Here is a 24,485-nt window from a genome sequence, read left to right on the forward strand (position 1 = left end):
TTTTAATTTTTTTAAAGTTGAAAAAAGAAAAAAAGACAAACGAAAAATATTATTATTTGTCTTTTTTTCTTGAATTGATTATTTTAAATAATTTTACTATTTCATTATAAATTATCAAACCAAAAGCTAAAGGTAATCCTATAAATAAAATTAAAAGATTATTTCAAATATTATCAACCATTCTAAAAACTTCAGATAAACCAGGTATAATAACAACAATTATAGTACAAGTTGCTGAAAATAAAGCAGCTATTCACACTATTCAATATTTTCTCAAAGAAGCTCTGAATATAGATTTATCAGACATTAAATTAATACTATTTAATGAAGCCGCGACTCCAAGAGTTATAAACGCACAAGTAGATGTAGTTTGTAAAAATTCGGCGCCTGTTAAATTTTGTTTTATTGCAACTAAAGCTCCGAATGCATAAGAAATTAATGTCAATAAAGATAAAATAAGTGATTGAATAATTAAATTAGTTCCCATTCCTCTTGCAAAAATGTTTTCTTTTTTTGAATAAGGTTTGCGATTCATCACATTTTTACCACTATCGACCAATCCTAAAGCAATAGCAGGAAAACCATGAGTTAATAAATTAATTCATAAAAGTTGCGAGGCTCCAAAAATAAAAAACTCTGTTTGAGTTCCAATAGTATTTCTAAAGGACAAATAAAATACAATCATTCCAATTAACATTACTAATACTTCAGTTACTGAAGAAATAAGTAAATTCATTATTACTACTTTAATTTTATCGAAAATTAAACGACCATTTTTTACTGAATTGACAATAGTATTAAAATTATCATCAACTAAAACAATATCAGCAGCTTGTTTAGCAACGTCAGTACCAGTTATACCCATTGCACAACCTATATCACTACTTTTTAGTGCAGGAGCATCATTAACACCATCACCCGTCATAGCTACAACTTGATTATTTTTTTGTCAAGCTTGTACGATTCTTAATTTATCATTAGGATTAACACGTGCATAAACACTAATTTCTTTAACTTTTGCTAATAATTTTTCATCATCTCATTTAGCTAATTCTTCGCCAGTAATAGCTAAATCATTAGTATCATATATACCTAAATCCTTAGCAATTGCTTTAGCTGTAGTTAAATGATCTCCGGTAATCATCACTGTTTTAATTCCTGCCTTTTTGGCTAAAGCAATGGTTTCTTTAACATTATTTCTTGGTGGATCAATTAATGCAACTAGAGCAAAAAGTTTTAAATCTTTTTCGTCAGCAAAATTAATTTTTTCTTTATTTATTTCTTTAATTGCAACAGCTAAAACTCTATAAGCCTTTTGAGCAAAATTTTCGTTAGTCTCAATATATTTATCAATATTTTGTTCCTTTATTAAATTAAATAAAATATCAGGAGCACCTTTAGTAATAAGATAATTTTTATTTTTATATTTAACTAAAGTAGACATTAATTTTCTATCACTATCAAAAGGTAAAGAATCTAAAATTTGATATTCATTTTTTAAATTTTTTTTATTAATATTTAAATTATAGGCAAATTTAAGTAAAGCAATTTCTGTAGGATCGCCAGTTTCAATTCAAGAACTATTTTTTTCTTCTCATTCTAATGAAGCATCATTGCATAAAGTTAAATATTTAGCTAAAAGAATTTGTTCATCCTTAGTAGCTAATTCCATTTTATTATTATTAATTAAAACATCAACTAAAGTCATTTTATTTTCGGTTAATGTTCCGGTTTTATCACTACAAATTATTGAAACTGAGCCTAAAGTTTCTACTGCTAAAAGATTTTTAGCTAAAGCTTTTTGTTTTGACATTTGTGCTACACCAATGCTTAATAAAACAGTAGTAAAAGTAATTAATCCCTCAGGTATAGCTGCAACCGCTAAACTGATACCTATTACCAAAGAATCAGTATAAGTTTTTAATTCTCTAAAAGCTTGATTTTTTATAGTCCCTATTAAAATAACTTGTAAAATAAAACTTACTAAAAGTAAAACAATACCTGAAATGCCAAAAATTTTACTTAATTTATTTAATTTAATTTGTAAAGGGCTTAAAACTTTTTCTTGTGTTTGTATTAAATCATTTATTTTTCCTATTTCTGTATCTTTAGCAATTGCTTCAACTATTGCAATAGCTTTGCCATTTGCTACATAAGTGCTAGAAAAAACTAAATGATTATTTTCAGCTAAAATTGTAGATTTACTTTTTTCAAAATCTGCTCATTTGTCTACTGGCAATGATTCACCAGTTAATGAAGATTCAATAACTTTTAAATTAAAAGCTTCAATTATTCTTGCATCAGCACTAATAACATCTCCAGCATTTAAAACAATTAAGTCTCCAACTACTAAATCTTCTGCAGGCACTATAACAGTTTTACCTTCTCTAATAACTGTGGCATTAGCCTGGTTCAATTTACTTAATGCTCTAACGGCTTGATCACTCTTGACTTCTTGATAGGCCCCCAACATGCTATTTAAACAAACAACAAGAAAAATTATTCCTGGTTCTACATATGATACAATTAATTCTGTTCCATGATTAACATTAGATAAATGACCATAAATAGCTAATGCTAAACTAATCAATGCAGCTATTAATAATAAAATCACCATCGGATCTAAAAATTGTTTAAAATAAGCAACAAAGCAATTGACCTTTTTATTTTTTAATAAAGTATTTTTACCAAATTTATTTTGTAATTCCTTTACTTGTTTATTTGTTAACCCTTTTTTATAATCAATTATTTTTTGCATTCTGCTCCTTTTTATAATTCTTTAAAATTATAAAAGATAAAAATAAAAAAACTATTTATAAAGAAAAAAAGTATAAAAAAAACTGGCGGAACAGAGAGGATTCGAACCTCCGCGGGAGTTGCCTCCCCTACAGTCTTAGCAGGACCGCCTCTTCAGCCAACTTGAGTACTGTTCCATCAGCTTTTTAATTATATAAAAAAATAATGCAAAAGCACTATTTTTTATTTTTTTTCTTGTAATAAAAGAATCCTGCTATTCCCGCTGCTATAGCTGCTAAAATAGAAAGAATTGAGCCAACAATAATTGCAGTTTTATTTGTTGATTTTTCTTGAATAACAACTTGATCATTATTGTTATTATTTCTAGTAATTTTTACTTCTAAAGAATTGCTTGTTTTGTTCATTTTTAGTTCATTATCTTTTGAAAATGTATAATTTCTTAAATTATTTTTAACATATTCTTCTAAAGCATTTTTTAATTGTTCATTGTTTGCTCTTGTTGGTATATTAATTTCAGCATTTTGAATTAAAATATTTTCATCATAAAAACTCACACGTAATTTAAAAATATTATGTAAATAAATTACTTGATTTTCTTTTACAAATATTTTTAACTTAGAATCGCTTGTTATATATTTTTTAGTATCAAAATATGACGATAAGTCAATTTCTTGACCATTTTTATTAATACTTAATTCAATGCTATTAATTTTTTGTTGTGTGTTAGATAGAACAAAATCTAAAATTATCTTTTTGTTTGATTCTAATTCTTGAGCGTTTGAATCTTTTTCTTTATTATTTTTTATGACAATTTTATAAGTATCATTACTATTTAAAGTTAATATATGATCGTCTAACAATTGATAATCTTGAGGAATTAAAGAAGTTAAATCAATTGTTGTCTGATTTTGATCAAGTGTTAATTCTTCTTGTTTAATTTCTTTATTATTTTGATCAATGAAAATTACATTTATTATTCTTTGATTTTCATTTTGAATTGGTTGTTCAATATTTTGATTTTCTTTTTCCTCTTTAATTTTATTTTTATCAATTAATTCTATTGTATAAAGATTAATTTGTGAATCTAAATCAATTTTAGAAGTTGTTTTAAATTCATAATTTTCAGGTAAATTGTTACTTAGATCAAGAATATCATTCGATAATTCAACAATTTTATTGAAACGAATAAGTTCTTTTTTACTATCTTGATCAACAAAAACAATTGTAATTTCACGTTTAGTTTGTTTAATTAAAATTTTAATAGAACTTTCATTATTATATGAAATTAAATTATTATCTATAAGTTCATAATTATTAGGCAATCCTATTCTTGGATTAATTTCATTATTATTAATTGTATTTTTATCAAGTGGATAATTATTTATAACTTGTTGACTTACAAAATCAACATATTGTAAAATAACGAATTTTTCTTTTAAAACTACATTTATTTTTAAATCATTAGTAACAAATAAAGAATTATTATCTTTATCAATTAATTCATAATTTTGATTATCAAAATAATTATTTAAATTAATTTGCTCACCTGTAATTTTAATTTCTAAATTAGCTTTACCTATTGATAAATTAGTTTCATAATTAATAAAATCTATATTGATTTTTTTAGTTTTTTCTTTAATTTTAATTATTACTTTATTACTATTAACAAGCATTGTTTGATCATCAGAATTAACTAGTTCATAATTATGAGGAATATAAGCAGTAGTATCAATTGTTTTTTGATCAAAATTAATACTATGATTAAATTGTCTAATAATTTGTTTATCTAATGTTTCCAAACTTATAGTTAAGTTAATTTTATTTTTATCAATCAAAACATTTAATTCATTGTTTTCATTTATATTATAAGTATTATCTTTATTGAATTGATAATTAGTTGGCAAAATATTGCTTGGAATAATATTGTCAATGAAAGCACTAACTTTAATTATTTCTTCATGAACAATATTTAAACTTTGAGCATCAATAAATTTAACTTTTACATTTTTATAATTAGGCATTAAATTAACTGTTAAATCTTGAGCTATTAAAACTTCATTTTCAGTATCCACTAATCTAAAATTATTTTGATCAAAAAGTGTCATCAGATTTACTAACTCACCATTAATTTTTAAAGACAAAGTACGTTTAGAAATAATTTCATTATTTTCTTTATTAACAAAAGTTACTACATAATTATTGGTTTTATATTTAGCCATAGCATTAATAGTATCTTGTATAAGTACTATTGGATTTTGATAAGTGGCTAATTCTAAATTATCATTCAATAATGGTCTTAAATCAATATTTACATCATTACGATTAACTTCATTGTTTGTCGTTTGTAAAATATTGCCTTGAGCATCATGGAAATTAATTTGAATAGGTTTTTGATCTTTAAGAACTTTAACTTCAATAATTTCTTTGTCAGTAATATTAACTAAATTTTGATTATCTATTGTTTGATAACCTTCAGGTAAATAAGAAATTAAATTTATATTATTAATTTCTAAATTGATTCTTAATTTACTTTGTTTAATTATCAAATTATTTTCATCAATAAAATTAATAGTAATATATCTACTTCTTTGCATTAATTTAATTTCTTTATCTTCGTTAGCAAATATATATAAATTATTATTTTCAGGAGTATACAGTTGATAATCAAAATATAAGCTTAAATCAATAATTTGTCCGTTATTATTAGCTAAATCAATTCTTTCTTGTTTAATTGTTTGATTATCTTTAGCATTTTTAAATGTTAAAGTAATAGATTTAGCTGATTTTAATATATAAACAATAGCTTCTTTTTGTTCATCAGTAATTGCTAAAATAATTTGATTATTATTATAATCTAGTAAATAATCATCAGGAATATAACTTAATAAATTAATACTTTGATCATTTTGACTAATAGTAATGATTTTATTAGTAATAATTTGATTTGTTTCTTTTATTTTAAATTGTAAATTTATTTTTCTAGTTAAAGCTTTTAAAGCAATTGTAAGATTATTTTTAACGTTAACTTTATTTGTATCAATTAATTCATAACCTTGTGGTAAATAATTATTTAAATCTATTTCTTTATCATCTTTTGATATTTTAATTTTTAAACTTTTAATTAATACCTGATTTTCATTATCAACAAAATTTAAGGTTATGCTTTGTTGATTCTGTTTTACTAAAATATTTGTATTATTATTTACAAAATATTCATTAGATTGTTCTGTTATTATTTGATAATCTGCATTTTTAAAATAATCATTTAAATTAATATTTTGTCCATTTAAAGTAATTTCAATAAATCTATTACTAATTAATTCATTAGTTGTTTGGTCAATAAATTTTAATTCAATAGTTTTACTATTTTTAATTACATTAATACGAACGGAATTATTTAATGTTATTTTTGCATCATTTTCATTAACTAAAATATAACCTTGTGGTAATAATTCTAAAATATTAATTTCCTTATTTTTAAAATCAAAAGTTTGATTAACGCTTGAAATAATATTACCATTATTATTTACAAAATAAATAGTTGCATTTTGCTGTTTATTTTTTATAACTACATTAATAAGAATTTGATCATTAAGAAGAATTATTGAATTATCAATGTAATAATTTTCAGGTAAATAATTTGCAATATCAATTTCATTTTGTTCAAAAGCAATACTTAAATTAACTGGTAAGCCAATAGTTGAAAACGTATTTTCATCTATAAATCTGAAGGTAATTTCTTTTTTCAATGGTTGCAATAAAATAACTTTATCTTCAATTATATTGATAGTATTATCTTCTTGATTTGTCAATTTATAAATTAATGTATCAAAATAATTATTTAAATTTATAATTTGTCCTCGAGTATTAATATTTACATTAACAATATTAATTAATTGTTTATTAAACTCATTAACAAAAGACAGTTGAACGCTTTTTTGTTTATCTTTAACTAAAATTTCAATTTCATTAGTAAAAGTAACTATATTATTCTCACTATTAATTAACTCAAAATCAGTTGGTAAATAATCATTTAAATTAATCTGGTTAGCATCATAATCAATTTCAATATTTTTAATTTCTACAATATTATTTTCTAAATTTTTAAAAGTTAATTTAACTTCTTTAGTATTTTTTGTCACTTTTACATCAATTAAATTATTTTCTGGAATAACTTGTTGATTATCTTTTAAATTAGATAATTTATAAAATTTAGGTAAATAATCAGATATCATTAATTCTTTTAAATTAGAACTAATTCTAATTTTTAAAGTATCAACTGTGTTTTGTGATATTAAATTTAATGTCACAATTTTAAACAAAGGGATTAATTTAATTGTCACGTTATTATCAATGTTTATTTCATTTTGATCAGTTTGTGCTAATTGATAATTTTGATTATCAAAAAGATTAAGCAAATTAATTTTTTGCCCATTACGATTAATATTTAATATTTGTTCATTAATTAAATCATTTGTAAAATTATCAACAAAACTAATTTTAACTTCCTTAAATAATGGAATTAAATAAACAATTAAATTCCCATTTATTAAAACATTTTCTTCTTGATTTGTAGCTAATTGATAATTTTTTTTGTCTATAAATTGACTAACATCAAAAGTTTGTCCATCAGCACTAACATTTAAACTGATGCGATTAATTTCTTGACTATTTTCTGAATTAATAAAAGTAATAATATATTGTGCTTGTTGTGGTACTAATAAAACATCTATTAAATTTTCAACGCTTACAATATTGGGCTGATTAGGAGCAAATAAATAATTAGATGGCAAATATGGTGTTAAATCAACAATTTTTTGATCTTGATTAATTTCGATTATTTGATTATGAATTGGGATTGCAGGATGATTAATATCAATAAATTTTAAATTAATTTGCTTTTGATTTTTAATAATTACAATGTCAATTGAATTATTATTGTTTAAAGTATAAGTAGTTTGTTGATCTTTTAAAGAATAATTATCAGGTATTAAATTTTTTATATTAATTTGATTCTCATTGTAATTTATATTATGTGTTTTACTTAAAATAAGTTCTTTATTTTCATTGACAAAATTAACAGTAACTAATTTATATTTTGGTGTTAATTTAAAAGTTTTTGATTCACTAATAAATTCAATTTCTTGAGAACTATTTAAACTATAGTTATTAGTATTAAATAAAGTAGTTAAATTAATATTTTGACCATTTTTTAAAATAATTAAATTATTAGTTTGAATAATTTCATCATTTGAATTTGCTAAAACAAAAGTAATTTGTACTTCTTTAAAATCATTGTTATTATTTTGAGTTCTAATTAAATTGAATTTGTTAATTAAATTTTGTTGTTGTTTTTGAAAATTAATTAATTGATTTAAATTTATTTGTTTAATTTGATCAGAATAATTATTTATTAATTTTTTATGTGATTCTTTCAGATTTTCAAAAAGTTTATTACTATTTATAACATCATTAATTGATAATAAATTAGTATGTTGTTCATTAATAGTGCTAATAATTGAATTAATTTGTTTATATAAATCAATCTTATCATTAATTAATATTAAATTATCTCTAATTTGTTCTAAAGTATTTACACTTGTATAATCATTAATCAATTGAATTTGTGAACTTAATTCTGTTAAATTTTCAATTTCTTTATAAATAGAATTTTCAATATTTTCATTTAATAAATTAAATAATTGAATTTTATTATTTTCAATAAAAATTTTAAGAGAATTTCTTTTGCTTATTATTTGATTAATGTTATTTTCCAATTGTTGTAAAACTTCTTCAATAATTTCAAAAGAGGGTTTGTGTTTATTAAGTAAACTTAAAAAATTATTAATTGATAAACTATAATCACTTTGATTTAATTTATTATTTAATATTAATTGATTTAAATTTTCAAATTTGGAAGTTAGATTTTTTAATTTATTAATATTGTTTTGATCTTTTAAATATTTATTTAAATCACTGAGATTATTTAATTTAGCATTTAGTGTAGTTTCATTATCATTATTTAATGTTACTTTTAAAGTATTAATATCTGTTTGAATAAAATTTAAATAATTTTGATGAATTAAATTTTGGTTGTTTAGAATAATTTGTGAAATTTCTTCAATATTTTTATTTATTTTATTTATTAATTCTTTATTTAAATTTTGTTCATTATTTAATTTACTATTTTGAATTAAATTAGTTAAATTTTGTAAATATTCTTTTTCTTTTTGATTATATGAATCATTTGTAACAAATGAAGTTATGGCATAATAATCTGTTATCAAACCAACTGTATTATGAAATTCTTTAATTTCTAAAATTAAATTATTAATTGTGTTGCCATCTTCATTATTAAAGTTATTATTATTTAATTTATTTAACGTTTCTTCTATTAAATCATCCAATAAGAAAATATTATTTATTTGTTCTTTTTTATTAATTATTTTTATTATATTGTTAAAATTATTTAAAAAATGACTATCACTTAATTTTCAAAAATAATTTTGAATAGTTATATTTCCTAAAGCATCAATTTGTTGTACTATTTGATTTCTTAATTTATTGTCAAAACCAATTGCATTTTTTAAATCAGTAAAAATTAGATTTAAGCTTTTTAAAATTTCTTCTTGTGTGGTTTTCAAATATTCATTTGTAAAAATATTAAGAGAATTGACAAAATTAGTATTAAAAATAGTTAATGTTTTCAATTTTTCACTTATTGCAATTTTTGAATTATTGAAAATAACATTACTTTCTATTTTGCTTTGTTTAATAAATGTATTAATAATTGTTAAAAAATTATTTATTTCGTCTAAAAGATTTTTATCATTGCTTAAACGTTCATTAATTAAATTAAAGTTTTTTGTTAATTCTTCTAACTTTTGATTAACTTCACTTATATTATCTAATGACAAATTTGATAATAAATTAACTACTTGTGTATTTTTAATTGAATTTATTTCATTAGTTATATAAATTTTATATGAATTATAAATTGGTGTTTGATTAGGTCTAATATTTTGTTCAAAAAATGGTATTGATAAAACTTCAATTTTTTTAATTGTATCAAGAATAGGATCTATTTTGTTGCTTATTTTTTGAAAATTATTTTCTATTTTATTAATTTGAGAATCAATTCATTCTGTTTCAATATTACTATTTAATATAGTTTTATTATTTTCTATGCCTAAATTTAAAATTTGATTAAAAATTCGTTCAAAAATTTCTCGTATTTGAGAATTATTACTATTTAAATGATTTAATTTTTGATTTTTTAATTGAGAAACAATATTATTACTATTATTTAATGCGGGTAATAAATTATTATTTAAAAAATCTATTTTTCTAGATAAATTAGCTATTTTATTTCTGGTGTTTCGATTATCAACAGTAATATCTATTTGATCTATTAAATTATTCATTTCTTGAATTTTAGTTTGTAAAATTGAATTATAACTAGTAATTTTATTTATCGATGGAGCTAAATTTAATTTTGTTTTTAATGCTCTAATTAATTTAAGAATAGCATTTTCTCCACTCACAGTTGACTTACGAGTATATTCACTTAAAACATCTTCATTATAATAATCATTAGCAGGTAAAATTTGTCTATACTTAACTGTTAAAATATCATTTAAATTAAATTTAAAATTATTTTTATTTAAGATTATTTTAAGAGATTTTAATTCTTCTAAGGTTAATTTTCTTTTTTGTTCGTTATAAACAATTGATTTTTGTCCATTAATTGTTCTTTCAACATTTATATCTAAATAAATATTTTCTACTGCATTATTATTGCTTGATAAAGTTATATTAAAAGAATTATCTCCAGCACTTGGCGTTGTTTGAAAAACATTAGTTAATAATTTTGAGTAGTGATTTTGTTTAATTTCTTCTTCAGATCATGAATAATTTCTTTTTAGTATTTCTTCAATTATAGCAGAAGAAGGAAAATCCATTGGAACAATTCCCAATACTCTAAATTGTTGATTTTTCTTTAAAAAATCATAAATTTTAGGCATTGTTTTTCGAGCATTATTTCAAGGAGAACTTCCATTTGCTCAACTAACAAAATTAATATAGAAAAAATCTCCTGAATTTGTTTTGCTATTATTAGCAATAATATTTTGTGAAGTTATATAGGCTTCTGTTTTACTGTTTTCATTAACATTTTCATATCTATCTTGAACTAGAAACATTCTATCAAAAGAACCGTCATTAAACAATGGACCAAATTCTCTTGTAGTTGTTATTAAATGATGAAAATGATTAAACATTAATGCTTTCCCTCTTAGTTCTTTTAAAGTAGGAACATAAGCACTTGGTTTATTACCATAATTAAAAAATAAATCACGAAATTCGCTACTACGCAAAGCATTTAATAATCTATCTGATCATTGTCTATTAGCATTATCATTTCTAACACTGCCATTTTCTTCTTTAATTCTAAATAAAACTGTTTCTGAGGGGTTTGTTTGAAGAAATTTTTTAACTTCTCTTAAAAAATCTAATAAACCAGTTGAAGCAAAAGCTGCACCGTGCGTTAATCAAAAATTACCATCTTGATATCTAACACGTATATCAAAAAATCTAATTCCTGCTTTTAATTGTTGGGCAAAATTCATTACTTGCGTTTGCGCTAAAAAACGTCCAAAAACTCACGCTGGACCAGTTCCATCAAACATAGCTGAATCATGGGTTCCAGGAATGGATAAATTAGTTATTTTTCTTTCATCAGGCACATTTTTCATTCATGTAGAAAAATCTACTGTTGCATTTTGATTATGACCTTCAAAAGAATTTTGATTTTTAGCTTTAGTATAATTTTTTGGCGTTGATAAAGAAAAAGTAGATAATAATCCGGCTGCTATAACGGTAGAAGTGATTAAATTTAACTTTTTAAAGTTTCTATTTTTCATTTATAACCTCCATAATTTAAATTTGATATATATATATATATATATATTAGTCATATTATTATACTAAAAAGATATAAAAAAATAGGGATAACCCTTATTTTATTTGATTTTCGATTAGAAATTGTGTGGTTTCTTCTTTAAAATCTACGTTATTACCTAAAGAAATTTCAATAGTTCAAACATCTGATTTACTTGAAGTTTTCTTAGCTTTTGAAAAATTAATTCCATTTACTGAATAATTTAACGATTTACTTATTTTTTTATTAGTACGTTTTTCTAATCATTTAGCTAATGTTAATTTTTCTTCATCTTTAGATAAATCTAAATCTACTTCGATTTCTTTTTCGATTGTTTTAATCTTAATTTTACTATTGGCTTTATATAATTCTAGACTAATTTCTTCCAAATATTCTCATTCTTCTTCATCATATTCATCATAAATTTCACCAACTATTTCTTCTAAAATATCTTCTATAGTTATTAAACCAATTATTTCTTTAGATGAATTATTTTCTGTAACAAATCCCATTTGAACTTTATTTGATCTTAAAATTTCTAAAGCTTTGGATAAAGAAATATTTGAACTCAAAGTAGGTACAGTTTTGATATATTTACTAATATTGCCTTTTTGAAGTGTAAAAATATCTTTTAATAAAATAATTCCTATAAAATCATTTTCTTTATTTTTTACTGGTAAACGAGAATAATTAGTTTCTGCAAAAACTTCTAAAACTCTAGAAATATTATTATCAACTTCTACAAATGTTATATCTTTTAATTTTACAAAATGTTTTTTTACTTTTACACTATCTAAATCTAATGCATTTTGTGCCATAATACTTTCATTAGTTTCTAAAACACCCTCATTTTGTGCCACATCTATTATATTTTTTAAATCTTCTTCAGTATTAGTTATGTAAATTTTTTTGCCTATTTTACTGATTGGATAAGTAAATGGTCAAAACAAATAATAGAAAAACAATAAAGGATAACATAATGTTTTACTAGTATATATTGGATGGCTTTTTGCTATTAATTTAGGAATTATTTCGCCAAATAAAACTATTATCGGTGTCATAACAGCAGTTGATAATAAAGCAATATAATTTTCTAAATTAGTACCGCCCAGTGTTATTGATAAAATTCAAGATAAAATAGCAGAAGAAGCTATATTAACAATATTATTACAAATCAATATTGTTACTAAAACTTGATTAAAAGCTAAATATTGCTTTTTTATCAATTTATTTGTAAAATTATTTTTATTACTTATTAATGTTTCAACTTTACCTAAATTTAAAGATGTATATGCAGTTTCAGCAGCACTAAACATACTACTTGCAATTATTAAAATAATTAATAAAATTATCGTAACTATTAAAAAAGTATTGCTAAAAGGTTTTGTTAAAGTTTGATTATTAGATGTAGTTATTTCTAAATATTTAGTAGTTATATTATTCAGGTCCATGAATTATTTTTCCTTTTTATTTTATTATTATAAATATTATTTATTATTTGATGTATCAGAATTTAAAAAATCTTTTTCATCGATGAATTTTCCTATTGGCATATCAAAAGTTAAATCAATATCTTTTAATGGTCCGCTTCTATTTTTTGCCACAATTAATTTAGTAGGGGAAAATTTATTAGATCAATCAGTTGCCTTATTATAATAATTTTCTCTATATAAAAAAGCAACAATATCCGCATCTTGTTCTATTGCTCCACTCTCTCTTAAATCTGCGAGCATAGGTTGTTTATCTTGTCTTTTTTCAACTTCTCTAGATAATTGACTTAAAGCAATAATAGGTATATTTAATTCTTTAGCTAATAATTTTAAAGTTCTACTAATAGTAGCCACTTCGTTTTGTCTATTATCACTTTTTTTTGTATTATCCAGAGAAATTAATTGTAAATAATCTATAACAATTAAATCTAATTTATTTAATTTATGTCATCTACGACATTTTCATACTAAAGTTCTTAAGGTTGATGATCCAGAATCATCTATAAATAAGTTTAATTTGTCAATTTGTTTACTTTTTACATTTGCTATTTGTACTCACTCTAAATCACTAATATCTTTAGCATTTTTTAATTTGCTGGTGCTTACATTGGACAAAATGCTGTAAACTCTAGACATCAATTGTTCAGGCGACATTTCAAATGAAAAAAAAGCCACATTTTTTTTATTAAATGATTTTGCTACATTAATTGCTATATTTAAAGCAAAAGCTGTTTTACCCATAGCAGGTCTTGCAGCTATAATCATTAATTCAGTAGGTTGTAATCCTTGATTTAAAACATCAAAAGATTCAAAACCAGTAGATAATCCATTTATTTCATTTTCTCTGCGATTTTTTAAAGTAATTAATTTTTCAAAATAATTATCACTTACTTCTTTACTTGAAAGAAAAAGATTTTTCGATACTTGTGAACCAACTTCATAAATAATTTCTTGCATTTGATTAAGTATTGTTTCAGAATCTGCTTTGTCTTTTGATTCAAAAAGATTATTTAACTGATTTAACCCTATTTGTAATTTTCTTTGTTTTGATATTTCTACTAGATTTTCTCTATGCATTTCTAAATTAACAAAAAAAACAATAGTATTAAAAATTTTATTAAGAAAAATTAAATTTACATTTCTATCTAATCCTAATTCTTTTGCTTTCTCGATTATTGTATCTTCATTTATACTTTTACTTTCTTCATAAAGCGTTCTCATTACCACGAACAATTCCCTGTTAGAAACATCATAAAAATCATTTGGTTCTAAAAAAGGAATTAATTCTCCAGGTGAGTCGTATTTATGTATTAACAAAGATAATATTTTTTGTTCTAAAAGTATATCTTTTATTATTATTTCTTCTTTTAAAATTTTCATAACACCTATATTAATTTAATTGTTTCAAAGTAATATTAACCTTTAAATTTGCTTTTATATCCTCAAATATATGTATTTCAATTATATGCAATCCATTTGAAACTAAGTGAACTTTTTGAACTGCATATTTATTTAATTTATAACCTTTTTTTTGCAAATCTTTAAAAATTTCTTTAGTAGATATAGCATGATGAACATTTAAATTGCCTCTGCTATCAATTTTTGCATCAAGAATGTATTCTAATTGATCATTTTCTAACAGTTCTTTTAATTTTAAAGCTTCAGCTCTTTGTTCCATTTTTTCAGCAATTAAATCATTTAATTTTTTATCTAATTGTTTTTTAGTAAATTCATTATATGGTAATGCCAATCCTTTTGCTATTAAATAATTAGTTGCATAACCATTGCTAACTTCAATTATTGTATTAGCCTTGCCTTCTTTGACATCTTTTAATAAAATTACTTTCATATATTCTCCTTTATTTAGCACTTATTATAGCTTGAATAATATTATCTATAAAAGTTTCCATATCTTCTGATGTTTCTGCTGCTGCTGCACCAAAATGTCCACCCCCGCCAACTTTTTCAGCAATTATTTGAACGTTAGTATCGATTCCTCTAGCACTTAATTTTAATTTATTATTGATTTCATTTCTAGCAATTACAAAAGAAGCTTTTCTGTTGCTAATACGTAAAATTTCTTCTGCTGCTATAGAAATAGTATCATTTGAAACAGAAACATCTTTATATGATAGATAATAACCTGGTTTGATTTCTTTTAAATTTTCTAACAATTCTTTAACTTTTTGATTTGTTTCATAATTCATTTTTAAAGCTTCGCTACTAATAGTTGCATTAGCTCCTTTACCTTGTAATCAAGAAGCAGCTTCAAAAGTTTTAGAAGTAACATGTTTTTGAAATTGTAAGGTATCTAAATAAATTCCATTAAGTAACATTTGAGCAATTTTAAAATTTATAGGAATAATATTTTTATGTAACATTAAAATCTCAGTAACTATTTCCGAAGTAGAAGAGGCTGATGGATCAATTATTTTTTGTGTTTTGGGAACGAAATCCAAATTATTATTTAATCTATGATGATCAAGTATAAAAATATTATTTTTATCAATTTTTTTCAAAGCTTCAGGATTATCTGTTCTAGAGGGATGCGCATTATCTACAAAAAAAACAAGTGTTTTTTCATTACTCAATTTATCTGCTTGTTTAGATTTTATAAATATATTATTATCTTCAAAATATTCATTCATTATTTTTCTAGTAGTAAAATCTTGTGTTGATGTACAAATAAAAACTTTTTTATTATAATATTTAACTATTGTGGCAATTCCTAATGCTGAACCTATTGCATCTAAATCAGCATTTGAATGACCATAAATAATAACATTTTCTATATTTTTAGATAATAATTTATTTTTCAAAACTTCCAAAATACTTTTTATTCTTATTCTATCAAAAGAAGGCAAAATTTCTTTAGCAGAACCAAAATAGTTAGCATTTTCATTATCATGTAAAATACAAATTTGATCTCCACCTCTGTTTTGTGCTAAAAGTAAAGCAGATTTAGCTTTATTCATTTTTAAACCTAGATCAATAATTCCACTAGCAAAACCTGCTGAAACAGAATAAATATATTTTTTTTCTGATTCATTGGTATTATGAAAATTATGTAAACTATCAAAAAATTCAAAATTTTCTTTTTTCATTTTTTCTAAAGCAGCAAAATCAGTAATTATTAAAAATTTGCCATTTGTATTATATTGTCTATAAAAAAGATTATATTTGCTGGATAAAATATCTAAAATATTAATTACTTCTTTATTTAAATTAAACAATTGTTCTTCTGAAAAAAAGGATTGATATAACTGATAATTATCAATTTCTAATTCTCCCACAACAACACTTCGATTTTCATAAAGTTTCATTATATTTTTTTCCATTGTTATATCTTTAATTAAAAAAGAATTAGATAAATTTCAAAAATTAACTTGGTAATAATTATTATCATGGCGAAATTCAATTGTTTTTTCATTTTGATGTTTAATTCTAAAATGATTAAAAAAATCATTAACACTTTTACCAGTTCATTTATCACCAAAACGAATATTTATAAATTTACTAGTTCATAATATTTTATTATTTATATCTACAATTATTGAACCAACTAAACTATAACTATTGACTTCATCTAAATATTGATCAAAAGAAAATCTTGTAATATTTTTATAATGATTATATGCATAAATTTGTTTAGTTATTATCAACCCCAAAGAAAAAAAGGATAATAAAATTAAAGCCACGAAAATATAATTAATTCATTCTACTTGAATTGTATTGATATTTCATATATAAAGAGCATAAAAAATTATTAATAATATAGATAAACTAATAATTAATATTGATAATAATCAAATATAAATTTTGCTTTTACTTTTTAAATTAACATTTTTCATAGTTATTAATATTATTATAATACAAGATGTTAATTTTCATTATTGAGATAATCTTTATCAAAAATTTTTTTAGCAATATTTTTGGGCACAACTTTAATTAATTCTTCGTATGGAGCATTGAAAATATTGGCATAATTATGAAAATAATTTAATAAATTTGTTTCCATTTTTGGACCTAATCCTTTTATTGTTTGTAATTTACCTTGCGTTGAGATTATTCTCAATCTATTTCTTAAATGTTCTTTTGCAAAACGATCAACTTCTAATTGCATTTCACTTAAAAAATTACGTAAATTACTATCAATACTATTTATTAAAATTAAATTTTCATTTAAATCTATTAATCCTTTGGTTTTATGATTATCATCTTTTACTAAAGCAATAATTTTTAAATTTAAATTATGTTTTTTCATAATTTTTTTTACTGAATTTAATTGTGCCATTCCACCATCAACAATTATTAACGAAGGAAAAATATTTTTTTCTAAATTACTAAAATATTTTTCAGCAGTTAATTCCATATATTCAACATCTGCTTTTCTAGTTAAATTTAAACCGTGATTAAATTTTCGATACCCACTTTTATTTTTTACTCCATTTGTATAAACAATAGCCACTCCTATTGGATTAGAATTATTTAAATTCGAATTATCAAATAAAACAATATCTTTAAGATTTTCTAAGCCAATTAATTCACTAAAGGATTTTAAATTATTTATAGTTTTATTAATTTTAAATTTGTAATTTAAAAGCTCTTTTTCAATAAATACATTTAAATTTAAATAAGCTAAATTTAATAATTGTTTATAAATTTTAGTATTATCACTTGTTAATTTATAAATATTTAAATCAATATCTAAATCCAAATTTAGTAATTCTTTATCTACCAAAATTAAATCAGGAACTAATTTATTAAAATAATAATGATCTAAAAATTCTTCAAAGAAAAATTTAACATTTAAATTACTTTTAAGTACAATTCTATCACTATCCATTAATATACCATGTCTATAAAATAAAATATTTAAAAAAATTAGATCATCGACAACTTTATAAGAAATTACATCTAAATCTTTTTGATTTTTTAATTCAATAACTTGCTTTTCTTTTAATTTTTCTAAATATTCTATGGATTCTTTTAAATCTTTAGCAATTTCAAAATTTCATTTTTCAGCTGCTGAGTGCATTTCCTGTTTTAATTTTTTCAAATAATCTTCATTACTGAAATTTAGAATTTTTTTTAAATTTAAAAATTTTTGTTTTCAAAATAATGGATCATTATTTTCAATTTTTAAACCATTAGTATAAAATGCTTCTCTTTCAATTAATTTTAATATTTTGCTGGCACCATAGCCGTTAGGAAAAGGGCCCAAATATAATGAATTAGGTTTTTTCTGAATTTTATGTTTATTTAATCTTGAAATTTTTATTTCAGTATTTTTATAAGATATTTCAATATATGGATAGTATTTATCATCTTGTAATAAAATGTTGTATTCTGGTTTATATCTTTCTATTAATTTTCTTTCAAGTAATAAAGCTTCTTTATCATTACTGACAATAAATATTTGATAATCACTTATATCATTAACCATTTTATTTGTTTTAAATGAATTTATTGATCCTTCAAAATATTGTTTCATCCGATTTTGCAATTTTTTTGCTTTACCAACATAGATGACATCATCATTTTTATTTTTTCATAAATAAACACCGGGAAGATTTTTTACATTATTTAATTTATTTTTATCAAACATTAATCAGTATAGTCCTCAATATATTTAGAAAGTATATTTTTAGGGTAATATTCGTATAAAATCTTTAAAATTTTGTTATTTTTATAATAAACAAAAGAAGGAACTTTAAAAATTTCTCAATTAGAGGACGCATTTTTATATAAATTTGCTTCTTCTGCGTCTATTTCTAAAAATATTACATCATCTCGAGTTTTGTAATCTTCATACAATTCTTTAATAATAGGTTTCATTATTTTACAATCATTGCATCATGAAGTAGTAAATACTAGAAAAAATAATTTTTTAGCATAGTCTTTTCTTTCAAGTATTTCTTTTAATTCATTAAAAGAAATTTTTTTCATGAAATCACTCCTTTTGTAAATTAAATTAAAATAAAATATTTAAATTTTCATTAAATTCATCATCATCTATATAGTTTTCATGTTCTAATGTTGTTTTTTCAATTATATTATTTGATATATCGATGGAATTTTCTTCATTTTCCTTTATTTTAAAATTATTTTTAATATCAATATATTCTGTATCTAAAAATTGATCTATTTCATTTAAAGGATAATAATCATCTATTATTTTCTCATTTTCATTATTTATAAGTGTATTATTACTATTAGAGATTTCTAAATTATTTTTATCTATTTTTTCATATTTTGTTGTTGCAAAATAATCAAAGTCATTAATTTTTATTGGAGTTAAAAAATAATAATTATCATTTTTTTTAATATTTTTAATTATTATTTTTAAAGATTTTTTTTTATTTAGATCATATTCTTCACAAGCTTTATTAATTTTTAAAAAATAATTATAACAATCATCTGTAAACTCAAATAATAAATTATTTTCTAATTCTTTTTTAATTTCATTCAATGAATGTTTTGCTAATGACAATTTCTTATAATAATAAAAAGGTTTAACATATAAAAATTTCAAAATTATATATATAGAAAAAAATAAAGTAATTAAAATAGTTAAAAAAGGCGAAAAAGAAATTACATAAGGTAAATTAAAAATACTATCTAATAAAAAACCAATATTATTTTTAACATTTGGTAAATCATCTATTGAACCAATAAAATTTTTATATCATCCATTGGTATATATTAATTTAACATTATTTACATTATAATATCAAAAATTCTCAACTCTTTGTAAAACCAAATATAAATGATAAAAAACTAATGATAATAAAATAAGTGAAATTCAAATAAAAATAATTTGGTTTCTTAAAATAAGATAATTTACTCTTAAATGATTTTGAAATCATGGAATATATTTTTTTCTATAAAAAAATGTTATTCATCTTATTAAAAATAAACCTAAAATAAATACAATAAAAGGTATTAATGTATCTCCGAAAAGTAAACCAAAGCTAAATACATAAATTTTTTTAAGTAAAAATAAAGTATTGTTTTGATTTAAAAAATCATTATTATAATGTATTAAAATAGCTAATACGCTGAAAAATAAAAATAAAATAAATAATAAACTTTCAACAGCAAAATTAATATTTTTTTTATAAATTTTATTTGTATTATTTTCAATTTTTTTAAAATTATTAAAATATTTAATTTTCATTTTTAAAATCAATAATTCCTTTTATATATTCTTTAGCTTTATTTAAACCATGAAGTGATAAAAAATTTAATCCTTCCACAATATTATTTTTTAAAAAATTAGAATATTTATCTAAATTTAATTCCATATCAACATTTTTATTTAAAATTGCTAATGTTTTGCATAAAAATGCACTATTTTTATTAGATAATAATTTTTCTTTTGTTTTGCCTTTAACTAATTCTATATTATTATAAATATCTTCAAGAGTATTAAATTCATTTAATAATTTAATCGCTCCTTTATCTCCTATGCCTTGTACTCCAGGTAAATTATCAGAATTATCACCAGCAATTCCTTTAAAATCTGGGATTTGAATAGGATTAATATTATAAATACTTTTAAAATTTTCTAAATTAATTAGTTCAAAAGTATCTTTTTCTCTATTGGTTTTAATAATGCATGTATTATTATCAACTAGTTGCAATAAATCTTTATCTTTAGAAAATATAAAATTTTGACAGTTATTGTTATTAACTAAAGTGGCAATTAAATCATCAGCTTCTTCCCCATTTTTTTCTAATCATTCTATATTTAATTTATTCAAAATGATTTTTATTAGATCAAATTGTTCGAAAATAATTTCTGGTGGTTTATTTCTTCCTGATTTATAGTTTTGATAAATTTGATGTCTTTTAGTTTTCGAGTTAGCATCAAAAGCAATAAAAAGATAATCTGGTTTAAGATAATTTAATAATTTACATAAAGTTATTAAAAATACATGAACTCCATTTGTTGTTATACCTTCTGGTGAAATCATATTTTTTTGATAAGGATTATATGAAGCATAAAAGGATTGAAATAATAATAAATTACCATCAACAAGTAAAAATTTTTTCATAGCTAAACGCTCCTTCAATTGAGAATCTGAGGATTTTTATTATTTAATTTATGATAAGCATTTATTAAAATAACATCACCTTTTTTTAGATTATTATAATGATTGTAATAAATATCTGATAAAACAAATGTTAAAGATTTACTACTATCTCTTACTTCTAAAGTAAAAAATTTATTGGTTCTAAATAATTTAATATTAACCACTTCAACTACATATGTTCTTTCTTCTGAACCAGGTATTAAAGTTACCAAACGATTGGTAAAAGTATTTTCATATTTTGAAGTTAAAAATATGTTGTAAGATTGTCCTAATAATGCGATTTCATTATTTGTTTCATAATCAATATCTTCATATTTTTTAAAATCATTGTCTAACATATCTAAATTTAAATAACCAGCTTTTTCTAGTTTATCTTGTACTTGTTTAAAAGTTTCATTTTTAGAAAATAATAAATAAATATCTTTTATTTGTAAAGCTGCTTGTTCAATATATTTAGTTGGACCAAAAAATCTAAAAACATTAGCTTTAATTAATAAATCCAAGGCAGCATCTTTAATTCCTGCAAATCTTAATCTTAATAAGATTTCTAAAATATTATTATTAAAAGGACCATTGATATTTAAATCGGAAAGAATTTTATTTATACTTTCATTACCAAATCCTTTAATTAAATTTAGTGGTAAATATAAAATATTATTTATTATTTCACTTTTATTTGTGGAATATCTAATATCAGGCGAATAAATAGTAAAACCCATTTCTTTAGCTTCCTGTGCGAAATTACTTATAAGTTCTTGCGAACCTTGAGAATTAGTTATTAAAGAAGCATAATAATATAAAGGATATCTAGCTTTATAATATGCCATTTTCATAGTTAAAAAAGCATAACTAACAGCATGACTTTTGTTAAACCCATATAGACCAAAACGTTGTATATTTTCATAAATTTCATTAGCCTGTTTCACTTTTAAACCTTTTTTAATTGCATTAGTTATAAATTTTTCTTTATAAATTAAAATTTCATCTTCATGTTTTTTACTAATTGCTTTTCTTAAAAAATCAGCTTCAATAAATGTAAAATCAGCTATTTGTTGAGCAATTTGCATAATTTGTTCTTGATATACTATTACTCCATGCGTTTGTTCAACTATAACATCATAAAGAGGATGAATATTTTTCATATTTTTTTTATTTTTTTTAGATAAGGCATATTCATTAATATATTTAACTGGGCCAGGTCTAAAAAGTGAAATAATATCAAATAAATCATTAAATTTATCAATGTGCACTCTATTAATAGTATTAGTCATACCAGGAGATTCTAATTGAAAAATTCCTTTTGTAAAACCACTATTTAACATATCAAAAGTTAATTTATCATTTATTAATGAGGCATTGTTTTTTAATAAATTTTCATAATATTGATCAGGTTGAAGAAAATTTTCTATATTAGCTATTTCAGTTAGTGTTTTTAAACCTAACAAATCTATTTTTAATAATCCAAAATCTTCAATATGATTCATAGTTAATTGAACTTGTTGAAAAGAATCATCATTATTTAATGAAACAGGACAAAAATTAGAAATTTTGTTTTGTGCAATTATTATTCCTGCTGGATGAAAACTATATTGTCGTGGTAAACCTTCAATTTTTAAAGCTAATTCAAATAATTTTGGATATTTATCAATTAATAGTCTGAAATTTCTATTATTTGCATAAGATTCTTGTAAAGATAAATTAGCATCTAATGTTTTAGTAATTTTATTAATTTCGACCATAGAAAGTGGATTATCAATAATTCTTGCTACATCTCTTAAAGCCATTTTAGCACCTATAGTTTGAAAAGTAGATATTAAAGCAACTTTTTCAAAACCATATTTTTCTTTTATATAATTAAAAACTTCATGTCTGCGATCATCTTGAATATCAATATCTATATCAGGTCAGCTCAAACGGCCTGGATTTAAAAATCTTTCAAACAATAAATCATATTCTAAAGGATTAATATTAGTTATGCCTAATAAATAAGATACAAGCGATCCAGCTGCACTTCCTCTTCCTGGACCAATTGAAATATTTTGTTTTTTAGCTCAATTAACAATATCTTGAATTATTAAAAAATAATTTATAAATCCAGCATTTTTGATAATTTCTACTTCATACTTTAATCTTAAATTCCAATTTTTATATTTAATTAATTCATGATTTTTTCGCAAAATTGCATTTTTTAATAAATTTTTAAATGTTTCAAAGGCTTGAATATCATTTTGATTATCATAATTAGCTAAATTTAGTTTTTTTTCTGGGAAAATAACATTACAATTATCTAAAATATACTCAATATTTTTTATAATTTGAGCAGGTAATGACAAATTTTCAAAGTAATTATTTTCTATCTTTTTTATTTTATTTTTTGATAATTTTTCAAGTAATTCAAGTGCTTCATTATCTTCTATTTTAAAAGCATTATTTGTTTTTAAATAAACAAATTTATTAATATTTCTTATTCCTGCCACTTCTCTAAATGGTAAATAAAAATTATTTTCTTTAGATATTTTTAGTTCTTCGAATAAAGAATAATCAATTTCAGGATGACCTATTATAAAAATATTGTTATTATTTAAATCATCGTAATTAATAACTTCTTTCATACTTTTTTTCAAAATCAATTCATTTATAAATTGAAATCCTGCATAATTTTTTGCAAGCAATATAAAACGTAAATTTTGAACATCTAAATCAACGCCTAAAACAGGTTTAATATTAACTTTTTTACATTCTTGTAAAAATTGTCCTAAAGCAAACATATTGTTATGATCTGTTAAAACTACTGAACTTAATCCAGCATCTTTTGTCTTTTTTACTAAATCTTCTATTTTAATTATAGATTCTAAGAAAGAATAAACACTAGTATTATATAGTTGGGGAATTGTTTTCATTAGGACCTCTTCTCGTGTATAATTATTTTGAGCCGACATTGAGATTATCCATCAATGCGTTTGTCTGCTATAGCAGACTTTTTATTTACTATATTTTACTTTAATGCTTAATTAAATGCAATAACTAGTAAATTTTTATAATTTTGATTTCTTTAATTCTTGAAAAATTATCGAATCATTTTTTACAAATTAATAATATTTAAATTTAAACTATATTTTCTTAATTATTTTTATTTGGATTTTATATTTTTCTATTGTAAAAATAAAATATATATAGATTCAAAATTTATGTTATATAAAT

Annotated in this window: 11 protein-coding genes and 1 tRNA gene; all 12 read right to left on the reverse strand. The window is 21.4% G+C overall.

The window, feature by feature from the left end:
* Positions 1–52: 52 nt before the first annotated feature.
* The 12 genes from VBM87_RS02195 to dnaE all read right to left on the reverse strand — a co-directional run bounded on the left by VBM87_RS02195 (position 53) and on the right by dnaE (position 24,184).
* Positions 53–2,758, reverse strand: a complete 2,706-nt coding sequence (locus VBM87_RS02195; protein ID WP_323177191.1) for a cation-transporting P-type ATPase — start codon at positions 2,756–2,758, stop codon at positions 53–55.
* A gap of 83 nt (positions 2,759–2,841) precedes the next feature.
* Positions 2,842–2,933 (reverse strand) — tRNA-Ser (locus tag VBM87_RS02200).
* A 39-nt stretch (positions 2,934–2,972) separates the two neighbouring features.
* Complete coding sequence (locus VBM87_RS02205) at positions 2,973–11,678, reverse strand: hypothetical protein (protein ID WP_323177192.1); 8,706 nt, start codon at positions 11,676–11,678, stop codon at positions 2,973–2,975.
* A gap of 94 nt (positions 11,679–11,772) precedes the next feature.
* The gene (locus tag VBM87_RS02210; RefSeq protein ID WP_323177193.1) at positions 11,773–13,146 is read right to left on the reverse strand and encodes a CNNM domain-containing protein; all 1,374 of its coding nucleotides are present in this window, start codon (positions 13,144–13,146) and stop codon (positions 11,773–11,775) included.
* A 36-nt stretch (positions 13,147–13,182) separates the two neighbouring features.
* Entirely contained in the window at positions 13,183–14,565 is a 1,383-nt protein-coding gene (gene dnaB, locus VBM87_RS02215) for a replicative DNA helicase (RefSeq protein ID WP_323177194.1), read from the reverse strand.
* Between the two features lie 10 nt (positions 14,566–14,575).
* Positions 14,576–15,034 (reverse strand): 50S ribosomal protein L9, encoded by a 459-nt coding sequence (rplI, locus tag VBM87_RS02220; RefSeq protein WP_323177195.1) that lies wholly within the window; start codon positions 15,032–15,034, stop codon positions 14,576–14,578.
* Positions 15,035–15,044: 10 nt separating this feature from the next.
* Positions 15,045–17,036, reverse strand: a complete 1,992-nt coding sequence (locus VBM87_RS02225) for a DHH family phosphoesterase (RefSeq protein WP_323177196.1) — start codon at positions 17,034–17,036, stop codon at positions 15,045–15,047.
* 29 nt (positions 17,037–17,065) lie between these two features.
* A complete protein-coding gene (locus tag VBM87_RS02230) occupies positions 17,066–18,793 on the reverse strand; it encodes a GIY-YIG nuclease family protein (RefSeq protein ID WP_323177197.1) in 1,728 nt (575 codons plus the stop codon).
* On the reverse strand, positions 18,793–19,134 hold the full coding sequence (locus tag VBM87_RS02235) for a thioredoxin family protein (protein ID WP_323177198.1): 342 nt from the start codon (positions 19,132–19,134) through the stop codon (positions 18,793–18,795). Before VBM87_RS02235 ends, VBM87_RS02230 begins: the two co-directional genes overlap by 1 nt.
* A gap of 25 nt (positions 19,135–19,159) precedes the next feature.
* Positions 19,160–20,365 carry a hypothetical protein gene (locus VBM87_RS02240; protein ID WP_323177199.1) on the reverse strand — a complete coding sequence of 402 codons (1,206 nt, stop codon included), beginning with the start codon at positions 20,363–20,365 and terminating at the stop codon, positions 19,160–19,162.
* Positions 20,355–21,245, reverse strand: coding sequence for a 5'-3' exonuclease (locus VBM87_RS02245; protein ID WP_257075677.1), 891 nt, complete (start codon positions 21,243–21,245; stop codon positions 20,355–20,357). The genes VBM87_RS02240 and VBM87_RS02245 overlap by 11 nt, the downstream gene beginning before the upstream one ends.
* 2 nt (positions 21,246–21,247) lie before the next feature.
* Complete coding sequence (gene dnaE / locus VBM87_RS02250) at positions 21,248–24,184, reverse strand: DNA polymerase III subunit alpha (RefSeq protein ID WP_323177200.1); 2,937 nt, start codon at positions 24,182–24,184, stop codon at positions 21,248–21,250.
* Positions 24,185–24,485 lie beyond the last annotated feature (301 nt).

It is taken from the genome of Mycoplasma sp. 744, assembly GCF_034863305.1.
GTDB lineage: Bacteria > Bacillota_I > Bacilli_A > Mycoplasmatales > Metamycoplasmataceae > Mycoplasmopsis.